We start from the raw sequence: 16273 nt of genomic DNA on the forward strand, positions 1-16273 counted from the left end.
CAACGCGGGCCGCTCCAATGGCGATAAATCTTTCCCCCGAAGGGCACATACGGTATTAGCTGAAGTTTCCCTCAGTTGTTCCGTACCAAAGGGCACGTTCCCACGCGTTACTCACCCGTCCGCCACTCACCCGAAGGTGCGTTCGACTTGCATGTATTAGGCCTGCCGCCAGCGTTCGCTCTGAGCCAGGATCAAACTCTCAGGTTGAGTTGACATTCTGACCCAACGTTTCGCGGTCCCGAAGGACCACTTGGCATTGGTCTACGTAGTTCTTGACGAGTTCCCATTCACATCGGCCTTCGGGCGAACCCGAAGACCCATATTCATGGTGTCTTTCAAGAGACCGCAGATTAGTCAGCGTCGAGATGGTCTGGTTAGGACCATCGCCAGGACGCCGCCGCCTGCGTTTCTCTTTCCAAATCAACGATGTCAAAGACCGTGACCGGCTTCCGCCGACCCCGCCGATAACGCCCGGCGGCGGCGAGGAGCGGCTATCTAGTCGCCGGCTCCCGGGGTGTCAATCGGCCCTTTCGGACTTTTTTGCACCCCCCATTTCTGGGATTTGGGCGCAAAAATCGCTGTGGGCCGCCGAGGGGCTTCCCTCATTCAGTCCGTAGCGATTCGATTGAGGCTCGGGAATTTAGCGTCAGTGGCGAGAAAATCAAGGAATTTTTCAACTCCGTGACTTCCTCCCCTCTGGGCTTCCGCCCCGAGCGAGGAGCGGCGTATCTAGTCGCCTCACCTCTGGGAGTCAATCGCCTGTTTCCAGCTTTTTCGCCGCGCCCCGGAAACCGGGGCCTGGCGGAAAAGGATCTCCGTGAACGCCAGTTCCAGGCCGAGGCCCGAACCGCGCCGCGAAGATGCGACCGCCCGCCTTCCCGGTTCGGCTTTCTGAAGGATTTTCAAGGCCTTATGGCCAGGTGCTTCGCTTCAGTGGCCGCCCGTTCCGGCGAGGGGCGCTATTTCGTTCAGGCGGCCCGCCGAGTCAACAGCCGTTTTTCGACGACCTGCGCGAGGCTGTGGATGAAATGGGGGCGACGCCGCCAGGCGCCTGACCGAATGATCGCGCGCCCTATGAGCGCGGCTTGCCTATGAACGCGACCTGGAGGTCGGCGTGATCGTGAGCGTTCCGCCCCGTTCAACCCGGCCGGCGGCGGCGATCCCCATGTCCTCGTCGGGCAGCTCAAGCTGGATGGAGAATTCCGGACTGATCGTCGCCGTTCGCGGCGGCGCATTGAGGCCGCGCCGCTCGAAATTGGTCTTCCACAGGCCCCACAACGATCCGCACTCGTAGTCGCAACCGCCTGACGTGAGTTGAAGCACGTCATCCGGACGACTTGCGAAAAGAGCCTTGGGACGGCGCGCTCCCATGGAGACGCCCCGGTCACGTCACTCGCCAGCCGGCCTTCCCCTCACGAAAACCTCGGCGTCCGTTGTGTTCGTCACACGGATCCTTGGAAACGAGTCGCACCCCGCCAATCCCGAGGCGATCGCCGCCGACATCGACGCCGCCCCCAGCCGCCGGCGCATCATCGCCCCCGCCCCGCCCAGGGGATTGTTGATGAACCGGATCGCGTCGTCGCCGACCCCGATCGCGGGCCTGGCCGCCTCCCGCTTGTCCTCGCCAATTTGCATCGGCATTCCAAGTCTATAGCTGGCCAGGCCATAGCCGAGCCCCAGGGCCGTGTTCGGCGCGTTCCAGATCTTGCCCGCGATGTTTGCAGGCGATCTTCCAAGGTCTTCTGGGGCTCCTGAAGGGAGGACGCAGCCCCGCCGTCGGCTCCAGCTCCGCCTCCGGACCTGGCGTCAGGACGGCCGCTTCGCCGTGAGACCTCGAAGACCATTGCATGCTCCCGGGGAACGCGACCGCGACACGCCGCCGCCAGGCGGCGCGCGTTCAACCCTGAGCCAGGGCCGCTCGAACGTCAAGAACAAATAAAGAACATTGGCCCAGCGACGCGCCTTCGCCGGCGACGGACGCCCCGCCCTCACCCGGTGGCGATATAGGCCTTCAGGTTGTCCGCCTCGGCCTCGACCTCGGAGATCTTCCACTTCACCAGGTCGCCGATGGAGACGATGCCCAGGAGCCGTTCGTCCTTGCAGACCGGCAGGTGGCGGATGCGCCGGTCGGTCATGCGCGTCAGCAAGGAATCGAGGGTCTCGCCCGGCTCGGCGTAGAACACCTCGCGCGTCATGCAGGCCGACACCGGCCGCGTCAGGCTCTCGGCGCCGCCCTCGGCGATGATCCGCACGATGTCGCGCTCGGAGACGATTCCGGCCACGCGGTCGCCCTCGAGCACGATCAACGCGCCCACGCGCCTGGAATGGAGCAGGGCCGCGACAGCCGCGACCGTATCGCCAGGGGCGGCCGTGAACACGAGGTCGCCTTTGGTCTTAAGGATCTGGGACACCAGCATATTTCGTTTCCTCCCTTATCCCCGCCGAGCAGCGTTACGCGGAATTGGAGGGAAATCAATGCAACAGCTCGTGTCAGCTCCGGCGCAGCGCCCAGGCGAACGGGCCGACAAGCAGCAGGCCGGCGGCGTAGCCCGTCAGGTGCGCCTCCCAGGCCACCGGCGTCTGGCCCATCCCCGGCGTGAGGCCGAGCACGGCCACCAGCAGGTTGATGATCACCCAGGCCGCGGCCATGCCGATCACCGGCGCGCTCAGGAACGGCCCCAGCCGGCCGCGCCCGGCCAGCAGCCGCGAGACCGCCCCCATCAGGCCGGACACCGCCCCCGAGGCGCCCACCAGGATGATCTGCGCGCCCGGGTGGATCAGGGCGTAGCTCCAGATCGAGATCACCCCGCATATTAGATAGAAGGCGAAGAAGGCCGCGACGCCCGCCACGCGCAGGCCGAACAGGCGCGCCACCGGCGCGCCGAACGCCAGCGCGCCGGCCGCATTCATCAGCGCATGCGCCCAGCCCCCATGTATGAAGAGCGCGGTGACCACGCTCGCCCGCTCGCCGGCGGCGAATCCGGCGGGCGAGAAACCATATCGGGCGATGATCGGGTCCTGGGGAAACAGGCTCTGCAGGGCGTAGCCGCCGACGATCGCGGCCACGATCGCCAAGGCGGGCCAAGGGGCGTTGAAGATCGGTTCGCGCTGTGCGCTCAAAGCGGGCTCCTGGATCGGGGTCGGTGAAGAATGGTCGCAGGCGGCGCGGCCTTAACCAAATCGCGAGGGTTGCAAGCGCCTAATTAGGCGTTGTCCGGCCTTGGCGCGACGCCGCCAAGCGTCAGGCGGCGGCATTTCGTCCGTCCATCGCGGAGTACTCAAGTCCGATGATCCCCGTCAGCTCCGATATGGCGCGCCGCATTTGTCTGGGCGCGGGCGCCGCTCTCCTGCTGGCGACCCAAGCGGCCGCCCAGACCATGTCAGCCAACTCGGCGTCCTACAACGCCGGCTACGGCCGCACCGCCGGACAAGAGAACCAGCCGGTGGACGTGTCCACCCGCGACGCCAACGGCAACCGGGTGATCGTCGACGGCCTGATCCTGACCGGCAAGGACCAGTCGAGCTTCACCAGCGCGTGGGGGGCGGGCGACGCCTATGCCGGCGTCGGCGCCGTGGGCGGCGCCAGCGCCATCGGCAACAACCTGGTGGTCGTGACCCAGGGCAGCAACAACACCGTCATCGTCAACTCGACGCAGACCAACAACGGGAACGTGACGGCGACCTCAAACCTGAATTCGGGGGTTGGCAATGGTCAGTAATCGCTTGGGCCGGACGGCCGCGCTGGTCAGCGCCGCCGCCATGGCGCTGGCCGGGTGCGCATCGCCCTCAGCCGGCCCCAACGGCAACTACGCGCGCCCGGCCGGCAACGCGCCGGTCACGGCCAATCCCACCCCCTACTCCGCCGCCCTGGTGTGCGAGGCGACCTACGCGCGGGCCAACCACATCTCGGCCCCGCGCATCGCGGTCGGGCGGATAGCCGACTACACCGGCAAGTACGAATCCGACGGCAGCGGCCGCAAGATCACCCAGGGCGCCTCGCTGATGGCCATGTCGGCCTTCGCCAAGGCCGGGGTGCCGCTGGTGGAGCGCTACGACACCAGCGTCTCGGAGCTGGAGCTGAAGTACGCCAACAACAAGCTGATCTCCGACCATCCCAATCCGGCGCCGAACATGCCGGCCGAGTACCGCCGCATCCTGGCCGGCCAGGTGCCGGGCTCCGACTTCTACGTGGCCGGGGGCATCACCGAGCTGAACTTCAACATCCGCTCGTCCGGCTTCGACCTGGCCGGGGGCGATCCCGACGCCACCGACTTCAAGGGCACGGCCACCGGCCGCCTCTTCGTGATGAACGTGGGCCTGGACCTGCGGCTGGTGAACACCCGCACGCTCGAGGTGGTCGACGTCATCTCCTACCAGAAGCAGATCGTCGGCCATGAAGTCGGGCTGGGGATGTTCGACTTCCTGAACGGCAACGTCTTCGACCTGTCCGCCGGCGAAGGCGCGCTGGAGCCCATCCAGTTGGCCGTGCGCTCGCTGGTGGAGCGCGCGATCGTGGAGATGACCGCCAACCTCTACGGCATGCCCGGACCGCAGGCCTGCCTGAAGACCGACCCGCTGGAGACGAGCACCGTGGGCCTCACCGGCGCCTACGTGCCCGCCTACAACAACGTGGACACCAACAATGCGCACACCCGCGAAGATCCTTCTCGCTGGAACGCTCGTCGCGATCCTGCCGTCCGGGGTCGCTATTAGTCAGGAAGACCCTGACTTCGTCCTGAACGACCAGGTCCAGGTCGGCTCCGTCACGGCCAACCAGACGCTCGACGTGGTCGAGGTCGAGCAATCGACCACGGCCACGACGACGGCGACCGCCAACAGCTACACCGGCTCGTCCGACGGCCGGAACGTCGACATCCGCTCGAACCAGACGACGATGGGCGACGTGAACGCCGACACCCGGCTGAACGTGGCCTCCTACGGCGGGCCGTCCACAACCCTGAGCACCGCGGCGACGGGCAACACCGGCGATTCCTCCATCGCCGGCGGCGCGACCATGACCGGCGTCTTCACCCAGAACACCGATCCCGTCTCGATCTACGGCCACAGCCATATCGAGGCGCCCGACGCGGAGATGGGCGACGTGAGCGCCTCGGTCCAGGCGGTGGGCAACAGCCAGGGCCTGGGGCAGAGCTACGCCGCCTCCGGCGTGCGCGTGAACCAGACCAACAACGCCCAGGTGGAGTCCGACGGCGGCGGCGTGATCGGCCACACCACCGGCACCTCGGTGTTCGCGGCCACCACCACGGCCAACAACGTCACCAGCACCGGCAGCTACAGCGCCGCCGAGCGGATGATCATCACCCAGCGCAACTACGCCGGCGTGACCCAGGCGGCCCAGTTCACCGCCTTCGGCAACTCCTACCTGGCCACCACCGCGGCCACGGCCAGCGGCAACAACGTGACCGCCACCAACGACGGCCCGCTGCTGGACGTGACCAACGACCAATACAACCAGTCCTACATGCGGGCCCAGGCCGAGAACTCCAGCTACCTGTTCAGCGACACCAACGTCAGCGCGCTCAGCGTCGGCAACTCGATGCTGGCCGGCGACCTGAACGGCCAGCTCGTGCTGGACAACGCCCAGGTGAACGACGGCGGCGGCGTGGAGGCGGTGGCCAGCTTCACCGGCTACCAGGGCTACGACGCCACCTCCTCGGCCACCGCCATGGGCAACTCGGCCACCGGCTACGCCTGCAGCACCTGCTACGGCATGAGCGTGGAAAGCCGCCAGACCAACAACGTGGACGTGGGCGCCACCAACACCGTGACCGTCAACGGCTACGCCCGCTCGGTGAACGGCGTGGCCACCGCCGTGGGCAACAGCGCCACCTACTATATGAGCAAGTCCGGCTCCTAAGGCCCGTGCTTCCGGCCTGAAACCTTCGCCACCATGCGGCCTTGCGATAGCCACGCCGCGCGGCGATGGTGCGCGACCTTGTCGGAAACACCCAGGACTCCTCGATGAATCGTTCCCTGCGCGCGGCGGCCGGTCTCGCCGCCGCCGCGCTCATGGCCGCGTGCGCCGCGGCCGGCGCCGCCGAGGGCGCGCCGCGCCTGCCCAAGCTGTCCCTGCCGACGTTCGGCGCAGAACAGCACGAGCGGATCAAGCTCAAGCCCGGCCAGTGGCCGCAGGCGGTTTCCGACCTCGCCGCCGATCCCGACATCCGCTTCGGCGCCCTGCCCAACGGCATGCGCTACGCCATCCGCCGCCAGACCACGCCGCCGGGGCAGGCGGCGATCCGCCTGCGCATCGACGCCGGCTCGCTGATGGAGACCGACGACCAGCAGGGCCTGGCCCACTTCCTGGAGCACATGGCGTTCAACGGCTCCAAGGCCGTCCCCGAGGGCGACATGGTGAAGATCCTGGAGCGGCTGGGGCTGGCCTTCGGGGCGGACACCAACGCCTCCACCGACTTCGACGAGACGGTCTACAAGCTCGACCTGCCGCGCACCGACGACGAGACGGTGGACACCAGCCTGATGCTGATGCGCGAGGTGGCCGGCAACCTCACGATCGCGCCGGACGCGGTGGACCGCGAGCGCGGCGTCGTGCTGTCGGAGGAACGCGCCCGCGATACGCCGTCCTACCGGGTCTACAAGGCGCGGCAGGCCTTCTTCCTGAAGGGCCAGCGCCCGCCCACGCGGCTGCCGATCGGCCAGGTGGACGTGCTGGAGCATGCGCCGGCCTCGCGCATCGCCAGCTTCTACCACGCCTACTACCGTCCCGACCGAGCCGTGCTGGTGGCGGTCGGCGACTTCGACGTCGACGCGATGGAGGCCAAGATCCGCGCGCGCTTCGGCGACTGGACGGGCGTCGGCCCCGCCGGCGGCGATCCGGACATGGGGCCGGTGGCCAAGCGCGACACCGAGGCCATGCTGGACGTGGAGCCCGGCGCGCCGCCCTCCCTGCAGCTCGCCTGGATGGGTCCGCCGGACCTGAACCCGGACACCAAGGCCGAACGGCGGCGCGACCTGATCGAAAAGCTGGGCTTCGCCGTGCTGAACCGGCGCTTCTCGGCGCTGTCGCGTTCGGCCGATCCGCCGTTCATCGGGGCCGCGGCCTTCAAGGGCGATGAATACGACGCCGCGCGCGTGACCATGATCACGGCCAACGTGCAGCAGGACCACTGGCGCGAGGCGCTGGCGGCGGTGGACCGCGAGGAACGCCGCGCCGTGCAGTACGGCGTGCGCCAGGACGAGCTGGACCGCGAGATCGAGGAAGTCCGGGCGAGCCTGAAGGCCGACGCCGCCGGCGCGGCCACCCGTCCGCCCGCCGCGATCGCCGCCGACATCGTCGGCTCGCTGGACGACGACGAGGTGGTGACCGATCCCGCGCAGGACCTGGCCTTCTTCGAGGACACGGTCAAAGGCCTGAAGGCCGACGAGGTCTCCGCCGCCCTGAAGGCCGCCTTCCAGGGCGGCGGGCCGCTGTTGTTCGTCACCTCGCCGACGGCGATCGAAGGCGGGGAGGCCACCCTGCTCTCGGCGCTGGCGGATTCGCAGAAGGTGGCCGTGACGCCGCCGACCGCGCCCTCGGTGGTGACCTGGCCGTACGAGAGCTTCGGCGCGCCCGGCAAGGTGGCCGAGCGCAAGGACGTGGTCGACCTGGACACGGTGTTCGTGCGCTTCGAGAACGGCGTGCGGCTGACGATCAAGCCGACCAAGTTCGCCGACGACCAGATCCTGGTGCGGGTGAACGTGGGCGACGGGCTGCAGGACCTGCCGAAGGACAAGCAGAACGCGGCCTGGGCCGCCGGCGCCTATGTGGAAGGCGGCCTCGGCAAGATCAGCGCCGAGGACATGGAGCGCGTGCTGGCCTCGAAATACTACGGGGCCAGCTTCTCGGTCACGGACGACGCCTTCGTGCTTTCCGGCGGCACGCGGCCCGAGAGCCTGGACACCCAGCTCGAAGTGCTGGCCGCCTATCTGACCGATCCGGGCTGGCGGCCGCAGGCCTTCGAGCGGATCAAGACCGCCGGCGCCACGATCAACGAGCAGTACACGGCCACGGACGGCGGGGTGCTGAAACGCGACCTGCCCGGGCTGATGCACACCGGCGACCGGCGCTGGACCTTCCCCAGCAAGTCGGAGATCGAGCACAGCAGCCTGGACGAACTGAAGCGCCAGGTGGCCGGGCCGATGGCCAGCGGTCCGGTGGAGGTGGTGATCGTCGGCGACACGACCGTGGACAAGGCGATCGAGGCGGCGGCGCGCACCTTCGGCGCCCTGCCCCCGCGGCCCGCCGCGGCCCCGCCGTCGCCGAGCCAGCTCCAGGTCGCCTTCCCCGCCCCGGTGAGCTCGCCGGTGGAGCTGACGCACAAGGGGCGCAAGGACCAGGCGATCGGCTACATCGCCTGGCCGACCAAGGACTTCTTCGCCGACCCGCAGGGCGCGCGCGACACCGCGGTGATGGCCGAGGTGATGCGCCTGCGCCTGATCGACGAGCTGCGCGAGGCGCAGGGGGCGACCTACTCGCCCTCGGTGACCTACAACCACAGCCTGGTCTGGCCGGGCTGGGGCTATGTGGCCGCCAGCGTGGAGGTGCCGCCGGCCAAGCTGGCGTCGTTCTTCACCGACGCCAGGCAGATCGCCGCCGAACTGGCCGCCAAGGACGCGAGCCCAGACGAACTGGAGCGGGCCAAGAAGCCGCGCATCGACCAGATCGAAAAGGCCCGCGAGACCAACGGCTACTGGCTGCACGAACTCTCGGGCGCGCAGGCCGATCCGCGCCGGCTCGACGAGATCCGGGCCGCCGTCGCGGGGACCGAGCGGGTGAGCGCCGACGACGTGCGCCGCGCGGCGCAGACCTATCTGCGCGACGACAAGGCCTGGACGCTGGAGGTGAGGCCGCAGCCTTGAGGCGCGGCGGCGGCTCGCGCGCGGAGCGCTAGTAGGCGATGCCGCCGACGCCGCCGTCCAGGCTCATGCTCGAGGAGTAGGACGAGGCCTCCTCCTCTTCGCGATAGGCCGTGTAGGTCTCGGTCGAGATGAAGGTCAGGACCTTGATGCCGGCGCCGAAGCGACGCAGCAGCGAGCGCTCGTTGCAGTCGCGGGCGGGCTTCTGGCGGCGGCATTCCACCTTGCCGCCCGGCGCGTGGTAGAGGGCCTGGTTCTTGTCGCAGGCCATGGTCTTGCCGCCGGAGAAGTCGATCTTGCCGTCGAAGTCGGCGACGGTCCATTGCAGCCAGGTGCCGGCGATGCAGCGGTACATCTCGCCGTCGTAGTCGTCGGCCACGTCGCGCTCCGGGCGCACCTGGGAGGCCGGGTGCGGCACCTGGCGGTCGTCGATGCAGACGGCCTGGATGATCACGCGGCGGGTGCGGGTGCGGCTGGCCTCGTAGGCCGTGCGCTTCCTGCCGCCCTCGACGTTGAGCTGGACAAGGCCGGTCGTGACCGGCGGCGAATAGTAGCCGTAGCCGCCGCCCCCGCCGTAGTAGACGACCGAACCGGCCGAGGACGAGGCGCCCGCGCGCGCGCCGGCCACGGCCGAAGCCCCGGCGTTGACCACCACGGTGGAGGCCACGTTCACCGTCACCCCCGGCACGTTGATCGTGTGGCAGCAGGTCGGCGGCGTGGTGTTGGTGCAGCAGGTGGGCGGCGTCGGCGTGGTGCAGCAGGTCGGCGGGGTGGGCGTGGTGCAGCACTGCGCCAGCGCCTCGGCCGGCGCGCCAGCGGCGAAGAGCAGAAGGCCGAAGCCCAGGAACAAGCCCAACAGGGTCGAACGCGCCTTCATGGACAGCCCTTCCATACGGTCGGCCTCAACAGCTCAAACTGAGGGCTGCGGAACGCGCCCCTGACAAAATCCCCTTCCAGCCCCTGTCCCGCCCGAGGACGCGCCAAGGCTGGCCCGCTTCTCGCTGCAAGCCCCGTGCGGCCGTTTCCAGGGCCGCGATCCAAGCCGCGCAGCGATGTCGATGTTTCATTTGAGCACACACAAGTTGATAGACTATTGGCGCGCGCACTCGCTCGACGGGCGTTCACCATCACGCCAGGACATCGATCCGGGGGATTTCGCGCCCCTGGCGCCGCAGGTGCTGATGGCCGGCCGCGAAGCCTCGGGCGTCTATCCGATCCGGCTGGTCGGCGGCTTCGTGCGCGAGCTGCACCAGCGCGACCTGCGCGGGCGCAACCTTCTGTCGCTCTTCCGCCCGGCGGACCGGCTGGGCCTGCAGGCGGCGCTGGAGATGGCGCGGCGCAAGCCCGAGCCGATCGTCGCCACCGTCGAGGCGCGCGCCGAGGACGCGGCCATCGACATGGAGATCCTGTTCGCGCCGCTGACGGGTTCGGACGGCGGCCCCGACCGCTTCCTAGGGCTCTATCAGCCCCTGACCCTGGTCTCGCGGCTGCAAGACCGGCCGGTCGGCGAATTCGAGGTGCGCGTCATCCGCAGCGCCGGGGCGTCGAACGAATCGCTGCCGCGCGTGCGCCTGGCCGCGCTGGACGGCCGGCGCATCGCCTAGGCCTCGCTAGGCGCCCGCCGGTTCCGGCGCGCTGGCCTTGTCGAGATCAGCGAGCTCGGCCGGCGAGAGCTTGAGCCTGGCCGACCCCATCAGATCTTCAAGCTGGGCGACGCTGGTGGCGCTGGCGATCGGCCCGGTGAGCCCGGGCTGGGCCATCACCCAGGCCAGGGCGACCTGCGCCTGCGTCGCGCCATGCGCCTCGCAGACCCGGTCGAGCGCCGCCAGGATCCGCTTGCCGCGATCGTTGAGGTAGGAGCCCATGCGCCCGCCGCGCGGGCTCTTGGAGAAGTCCGCCTCGGAGCGGTACTTGCCGGTCAGGAAGCCCGAGGCGAGCCCGTAGAACGGGATCACGCCGACCTCCTCGTCGATGCAGACCTTCTGCAGCCCGGCCTCGAAGCCGGCGCGGTCATAGAGATTGTAGAGCGGCTGGAGGCTCTCGTAGCGCGCCCAGCCGTTCGCCGTGCTGACGTCGAGCGCCGACTTCAGGCGGGCGGGCTCGAAGTTGGACGCGCCGATGACGCGCACCTTGCCGGCCTTCACCAGCTTGTCGAAGGCCTCGGCGGTCTCCTCCTGGGGCGTGTCGGCGTCGTCGCGGTGCGACTGGTAGAGGTCGATGTAGTCGGTCTGCAGCCGCTTCAGCGAGGCCTCCACCGCCTCGGCCATGTACCTGGCCGACAGGCCCTTCATGCCCTCGCCCATCTCCATGCCGAACTTGGTGGCCAGGACGACCTTGTCGCGCTTGCCGCCCTCCTTGAACCACTTGCCGATCACGGTCTCGGAGGCCCCGCCCCCGGCCGGCGCCCAGCGCGAATAGACGTCGGCGGTGTCCACGCAGTTGAAGCCGGCGTCGACGAAGGCGTCGAGGATGGCGAACGAGGTCTTCTCGTCGGCGGTCCAGCCGAAAACGTTGCCGCCCAACACCAAGGGCGCGATCTTGAGGTCCGAACGCCCGAGCCTGCGCAATTCCATGACGGCCTCCCTGAAATGTCCTGATTCAAAATGGTTCGTCGCGGGCGGGCGCGATCAGGGGCCCGCCTGCGCTATCGATTGAATCGGACTACGGCGGCCGGCCAGCGTCAAGCGCGGCCGGCCGCTTTTCAGGCGGCCTGGACCTCGCCGTCGTAGACGGGGGCCTCGTCCGCCGGCAGGGCGGCCCTGCCGCGGATCATGTCCGAGGCCTTTTCGGCGATCATGATCGTCGGGGCGTTGGTGTTGCCGCCGACCAGGGTGGGCATGACCGAGGCGTCCACCACGCGAAGGCCTGCGACGCCCCGGACCTTCAGCTCGGCGTCGACCACGGCCATGGCGTCGCCGTCCACGCCCATCTTGCAGGTACCGACGGGGTGATAGATCGTCTCGCCCGTGCGGCGGATCCAGGCGTCGATCTCGTCGTCGGTCTGCACGCCCGCGCCCGGCGAGAACTCCACGGAGCGGTAGGGCGCCAGCGCCGGCTGCTCGGCCACCTTGCGCATCATCTTCACGCCCTCGCGCATGGCGCGCTTGTCTTCCTCGGCCGACAGGTAGTTGGCGAAGATCGCCGGATCGTCGAACGGATCGGCCGAGCGCAGGCCGATGTGGCCGCGGCTTTCGGGGCGGAGCTGGCAGACGTGGAAGGTGAAGCCGTCCTTCTCCACCTGCACCTTGCCGTGCTCCTGCATGATGGCGAGCACGGTGTGGATCTGCAGGTCCGGCCGGTCGAGATCGGGGCGCGACTTCAGGAAGGCGCCGGATTCCAGGAAGTTCTGGCGGCCGATCCCCTGCTTGAAGAGGAGGTAGTTGAGCCCCACCAGCAGGGTCTTGAAGCCCTTGCGCTGGGAATAGAGCGTGATCGGCTGGGGGCATTCCCAGGAGAGCGTGCAGTCCAGGTGGTCCTGCAGGTTCTGGCCGACGCCCTTGAGGGCGTGCACCACGGGCACGCCGTGCTTGGAAAGCTCAGCCGGGTCGCCGATGCCGGAGAGCTGAAGGATCTGCGGCGACTGCACGGCGCCGGCGCAGAGCAGCACCTCCTTGTCCGCGTGGACGACGACGGCCTGGCGAGACTTGTCGTCGATGTACTCCACGCCGATGGCGCGGCCGTTCTCCACCAGGATGCGGCTGGTGCGCGCGCCGGTGAGGCAGGTCAGGTTCGGACGGTTCAGCGCCGGATGCAGATAACCCTTGGCCGCGCTCCAGCGCTCGCCGTCGTGGATGGTCATCTGATAGGGGCCCCAGCCTTCCTGCTGGAAGCCGTTGAAGTCCTTGGTCACCGGGAAGCCGGCCTGGGCGCCGGCCTCGATCGCGGCCTTGTAGATCGGGTTGGGGGTGGAGGCCTTGGAGACCTTCAGCGGCCCGTCGCCGCCGTGCCAGGCGTCGCCGCCGCCCTCCAGGGATTCGGAGCGCTTGAAGTAGGGCAGCACGTCCTTGTAGGCCCAGCCGGACAGGCCCATCTGGCGCCACTGGTCGTAGTCGCGGGCATGGCCGCGGATGTAGATCATCCCGTTGATGGAGGACGAGCCGCCCCAGCCCTTGCCGCGCGGCCACCAGAGCTTGCGGTTCTCCAGGTTGGGCTCCGGCTCGGTCCAGAAGCCCCAGTTGTAGACGCCCTTCTCCGGCAGGATCTGGCCGACGCCGGCGGGCATGCGCACCATCAGCGCGTTGTCTTTGACGCCGGCCTCCAGCAGCAGGACCTTGGACTTGCCGTCCTCGGTGAGGCGGTTGGCCAGCACGCAGCCGGCCGAGCCCGCGCCGATGATGATGTAGTCGAAGCGATCCATGCGCCCCCTGCCCTGAACAATGTTTAGTTGCCGCGGACCTTACAGGCCTTGGCAGGCCAGGCAAGGCCGGGCGCGGCAGAAAGTGACGCCAGCGTCATTTCGGGGCGGCTAGCGCCCCTTCCACTGCGGCGCGCGCTTCTGGGCGAAGGCCATCGGTCCTTCCTTGAAGTCCTCGGAGGTGAACAGGGCGCGGATCGCCGGATACTTCATCTGGCCGGTGATGGCCGCCTCCAGGGTGGGCTCGTCCAGGCCCTTGTAGACCGCCTCCTTGGAGGCGCGGATCGACATGGGCGACAGCTCGCAGATCTGCGCGGCCCAGCGCTGGGCCGCGGCCATCAGACCGGCGGCGGGAACCACCTCGTTGACGAAGCCCAGTTGCAGCCCCTCGGCGGCCGAGACGCGCCGGCCGGTGAGGATCATGCCCATGGCCTGCTTCTGGCCGATCATGCGCGGCAGACGGTGCAGCCCGCCGGCCAGGGCGGCCAGGCCCACGCGCGGCTCCGGCAGGGCGAAGGTGGCCGTCTCGGCCGCGACGATCAGGTCGCAGGCGAGCGCGATCTCGAAGCCGCCGCCCATGGCCACGCCGTTCACCGCCGCGATCAGCGGCTTGTTCAGGTCGAACCGCGAGGTCAGGCCCGCGAAGCCCGACGGCGGCGAGCCCATCTTGCCGCCGCTCGCCTGGTGCTTCAGGTCGTTGCCCGCCGAAAAGGCGCGCTCGCCCGCGCCGGTGACGATCCCGACCCACTGGTCCGGATCGGCGGCGAAGGCGTTGAACGCCTCGTCCAGCTCGAAGTGCGCCGGCGAATGCAGGGCGTTCATCACCTCGGGCCGGTTCAGGATGATGGTGGTGACGGGTCCGTCGCGCTCGACCTTGATGAACTCGTAGGCCATGGGTTCCTCCCTGGGTTTGGACGCCAGGGTCCAAAGGCGCCGCAGCGTCCGTCAAGCGGCCCCGTCGGCCGCCCCATCGGCCGCACGGCCGACCTTGACCGCGCCGGCGCGAGGCGGCGTGCTGGGGCGGAAATCGGGAGCCCTCGCATGGACCTGCAGCGCCGCATCGCCCGCATCCTGGGGCCCGTCATCGTCGCCGTCGCCCTGAGCGAGGCGGCCAACATGGACATCTTCGCCGAGCAGACCGCGCCGGTCGTCTATCTCAACGGGGCCGTCCTCTTCACCGCGGGCGTCGCCATCCTGCAGGCGCACGCCGCCTGGCGGCGCGACTGGACCGTGCTGATCACGCTCGCCGGCTGGGTGCTGGCCGCGGCCGGCCTCTACAGGCTGATCTGGCCGCGAGCCGTCCAGGCGACGGAGGGGCCGGCGACGACGGCCGCCCTGCTGCTTCTGGCCGCGGCCGGCGCCTATCTCTGCTGGCGGGGCTACCGGCGCTGAGGTCAGCCGACCGTCAGCCCGGCGCGATAGCGCTTCCAGTTCTCGACGTAGTGAAGCGCCGAGCCGGTCAGCACCATGACCTGCTGGTCGCTCACCTCGCGCACCACCTTGCCCGGCGCGCCCATGACCAGGGAGTTGTCGGGAATCTCCTTGCCCTCGGTGATCAGGCAGTTGGCCCCGATCAGGCAGTTCTTGCCGATCCTGGCCCCGTTCAGGATGATCGAGCCGATGCCCACCAGCGAATTGTCGCCGATCGTGCATCCGTGCAGCATCACCATGTGACCGACTGTCACATTCGCCCCGATGGTCAGCGGCGAGCCGGTATCGGTGTGAAGAACAGATCCGTCCTGGATATTCGAATTCTCGCCGACGACGATGGGATCATTGTCGCCACGCAAGGTGGCGCCAAACCAGACCGACGCATTCTTCTTTAGAATCACCCGGCCGATCACCGAAGCGCTTGGCGCGATCCAGTATTCGTCTTCGTTGGGCAATTCAGGAGCGACGCCGCCCAAGTTGTAGACACTCATCCGTATACCCCGTTTCTTGAAACCTGGCCCGTAGTTAACCGTTCATAAAGGCGGCTAGGATCATTCTAGTCGGGCGATTCGACGGGGCGAAAGCCCTCTCGCGTCTCGCCGCGGGCCGGCCTTTCGGTTCGCGGTCTCCCGGTTGAACGGAGACCTAAGTGCCGCGTGTCACGCTTCGGCGGGGATGCCCGCCAGGAACAGGAACCGCAAGCGAGCCGCCAGGCCGCGCAGGCCGGCGTCAGTCGAATCCCAATTCTCCCCAAGGGCGGTCCGAACCGGACTCGCCCTTTTTTCATGCCCCCATGGAGGCTTTGAGCATGAGCAAGCGAGCCCTGAAGCGACAGCTGCGCGAAGGCGCGTTCGACGCTGGTCAGTTCGAGGAGGACGCTAAAGTCCGCCGCCTGCCCATCGACCGCGGCTGGTCGCCGCTGGCGCATTCCAACGACGATCGCGACCAAGGCTACCTCAAGACCATCAAGGCCAAATCCACCGGCCAGCAGCAGCTCATGGACGCGATCGACCAGAAGAACCTGGTGCTGGCGCTCGGACCGGCCGGCACCGGCAAGACCTACATCGCCATCGCCAAGGCGGTGGAGGCGCTGGAGGCGGGCCGCGTGGGCCGCATCGTCTTGTCGCGCCCGGCGGTGGAGGCCGGCGAATCCATCGGCTTCCTGCCCGGCGAGATGGAGGACAAGCTCGCCCCCTACCTGCGGCCGCTGTACGACGCCCTGTCCGACCGGCTGTCGATGAAGCGGGTGCGCGCCCTGATGGCCGAGGGCGCCATCGAGATCGCGCCGGTGGGCTTCATGCGCGGGCGCACGCTGAACAACGCCTTCGTGGTGATCGACGAGGCGCAGAACTGCACTTACGTGCAGCTCAAGATGCTGCTCACCCGCCTGGGCTGGCACTCGACGATGGTGGTCACGGGCGACCCGGCCCAGTCGGACCTGTTGCCCGAGCTCTCGGGCCTGGGGCCGGTGGGCGCCAAGCTGGAGGCCGTCGACAACGTGTCGGTCGTGCGCCTGGCCGACCGCGACATCGTGCGCCACCCGCTGGTCGCCGAGATGCTGGGCGTGCTCTAGCCCGAACGCCTGCGCCGGCGGCCCCGAAGGCCGCCGGC

General features: G+C 68.7%; 16 protein-coding genes and 1 rRNA gene. 8 read left to right on the forward strand and 9 right to left on the reverse strand.

All coding sequences use genetic code 11. The annotated features are described in order from the left end of the window. Both ACE3TA_RS16860 and ACE3TA_RS16865 read right to left on the reverse strand, forming a co-directional pair. Positions 1–207 (reverse strand): 16S ribosomal RNA (locus ACE3TA_RS16860); the annotation flags it as partial. 882 nt (positions 208–1089) lie between these two features. Then, positions 1090–1371: a hypothetical protein gene (locus tag ACE3TA_RS16865; RefSeq protein WP_374575472.1), complete on the reverse strand. Its 282-nt coding sequence runs from the start codon at positions 1369–1371 to the stop codon at positions 1090–1092. Between ACE3TA_RS16865 and ACE3TA_RS16870 the strand changes: the two genes are divergently transcribed. Next, positions 1370–1654, forward strand: a complete 285-nt coding sequence (locus ACE3TA_RS16870; RefSeq protein WP_374575473.1) for a hypothetical protein — start codon at positions 1370–1372, stop codon at positions 1652–1654. The genes ACE3TA_RS16865 and ACE3TA_RS16870 overlap by 2 nt on opposite strands. A gap of 334 nt (positions 1655–1988) precedes the next feature. On the opposite strand, the gene ACE3TA_RS16875 is transcribed toward ACE3TA_RS16870, so the two are convergent. Together ACE3TA_RS16875 and ACE3TA_RS16880 are read right to left on the reverse strand one after the other, a co-directional pair. After that, on the reverse strand, positions 1989–2417 hold the full coding sequence (locus tag ACE3TA_RS16875) for a CBS domain-containing protein (RefSeq protein WP_374575474.1): 429 nt from the start codon (positions 2415–2417) through the stop codon (positions 1989–1991). A 73-nt stretch (positions 2418–2490) separates the two neighbouring features. Further along, complete coding sequence (locus tag ACE3TA_RS16880; protein ID WP_374575475.1) at positions 2491–3120, reverse strand: rhomboid family intramembrane serine protease; 630 nt, start codon at positions 3118–3120, stop codon at positions 2491–2493. A 167-nt stretch (positions 3121–3287) separates the two neighbouring features. Between ACE3TA_RS16880 and hfaA the strand changes: the two genes are divergently transcribed. From hfaA to ACE3TA_RS16900, 4 genes are all read left to right on the forward strand, one after another. After that, complete coding sequence (gene hfaA / locus ACE3TA_RS16885; protein ID WP_374575476.1) at positions 3288–3719, forward strand: holdfast anchoring protein HfaA; 432 nt, start codon at positions 3288–3290, stop codon at positions 3717–3719. Continuing rightward, on the forward strand, positions 3709–4713 hold the full coding sequence (gene hfaB, locus ACE3TA_RS16890; RefSeq protein ID WP_374575477.1) for a holdfast anchoring protein HfaB: 1005 nt from the start codon (positions 3709–3711) through the stop codon (positions 4711–4713). The genes hfaA and hfaB overlap by 11 nt, the downstream gene beginning before the upstream one ends. Then, entirely contained in the window at positions 4643–5878 is a 1236-nt protein-coding gene (gene hfaD / locus ACE3TA_RS16895; RefSeq protein ID WP_374575478.1) for a holdfast anchor protein HfaD, read from the forward strand. The genes hfaB and hfaD overlap by 71 nt, the downstream gene beginning before the upstream one ends. Positions 5879–5982: 104 nt before the next feature. Further along, a complete protein-coding gene (locus ACE3TA_RS16900; protein ID WP_374575479.1) occupies positions 5983–8880 on the forward strand; it encodes a M16 family metallopeptidase in 2898 nt (965 codons plus the stop codon). 28 nt (positions 8881–8908) lie between these two features. Here ACE3TA_RS16900 and ACE3TA_RS16905 read toward each other — a convergent pair whose 3' ends face one another. Then, positions 8909–9754, reverse strand: coding sequence for a hypothetical protein (locus tag ACE3TA_RS16905; RefSeq protein ID WP_374575480.1), 846 nt, complete (start codon positions 9752–9754; stop codon positions 8909–8911). 181 nt (positions 9755–9935) lie between these two features. On the opposite strand from ACE3TA_RS16905, the gene ACE3TA_RS16910 reads away from it, so the two are divergent. Then, positions 9936–10481 (forward strand): PAS domain-containing protein, encoded by a 546-nt coding sequence (locus ACE3TA_RS16910; protein WP_374575481.1) that lies wholly within the window; start codon positions 9936–9938, stop codon positions 10479–10481. Between the two features lie 6 nt (positions 10482–10487). Here the strand turns inward: ACE3TA_RS16910 and ACE3TA_RS16915 are convergent, their stop codons facing one another. The 3 genes from ACE3TA_RS16915 to ACE3TA_RS16925 all read right to left on the reverse strand — a co-directional run bounded on the left by ACE3TA_RS16915 (position 10488) and on the right by ACE3TA_RS16925 (position 14125). Continuing rightward, complete coding sequence (locus ACE3TA_RS16915) at positions 10488–11450, reverse strand: aldo/keto reductase (RefSeq protein ID WP_374575482.1); 963 nt, start codon at positions 11448–11450, stop codon at positions 10488–10490. A gap of 128 nt (positions 11451–11578) precedes the next feature. Next, a complete protein-coding gene (locus ACE3TA_RS16920; RefSeq protein ID WP_374575483.1) occupies positions 11579–13234 on the reverse strand; it encodes a choline dehydrogenase in 1656 nt (551 codons plus the stop codon). Positions 13235–13342: 108 nt separating this feature from the next. Next, on the reverse strand, positions 13343–14125 hold the full coding sequence (locus ACE3TA_RS16925) for an enoyl-CoA hydratase-related protein (protein WP_374575484.1): 783 nt from the start codon (positions 14123–14125) through the stop codon (positions 13343–13345). 147 nt (positions 14126–14272) lie between these two features. Here ACE3TA_RS16925 and ACE3TA_RS16930 point away from each other — a divergent pair, with 147 nt between their 5' ends. Continuing rightward, complete coding sequence (locus ACE3TA_RS16930; RefSeq protein ID WP_374575485.1) at positions 14273–14623, forward strand: hypothetical protein; 351 nt, start codon at positions 14273–14275, stop codon at positions 14621–14623. 2 nt (positions 14624–14625) lie between these two features. On the opposite strand, the gene ACE3TA_RS16935 is transcribed toward ACE3TA_RS16930, so the two are convergent. Continuing rightward, positions 14626–15153: a gamma carbonic anhydrase family protein gene (locus tag ACE3TA_RS16935; protein WP_374575486.1), complete on the reverse strand. Its 528-nt coding sequence runs from the start codon at positions 15151–15153 to the stop codon at positions 14626–14628. 302 nt (positions 15154–15455) lie between these two features. Between ACE3TA_RS16935 and ACE3TA_RS16940 the strand changes: the two genes are divergently transcribed. Continuing rightward, positions 15456–16235, forward strand: coding sequence for a PhoH family protein (locus ACE3TA_RS16940; protein WP_374575487.1), 780 nt, complete (start codon positions 15456–15458; stop codon positions 16233–16235). Positions 16236–16273 lie beyond the last annotated feature (38 nt).

The organism is Phenylobacterium sp. (assembly GCF_041916435.1).
In the GTDB taxonomy this organism is placed as follows: Bacteria; Pseudomonadota; Alphaproteobacteria; order Caulobacterales; family Caulobacteraceae; genus Phenylobacterium.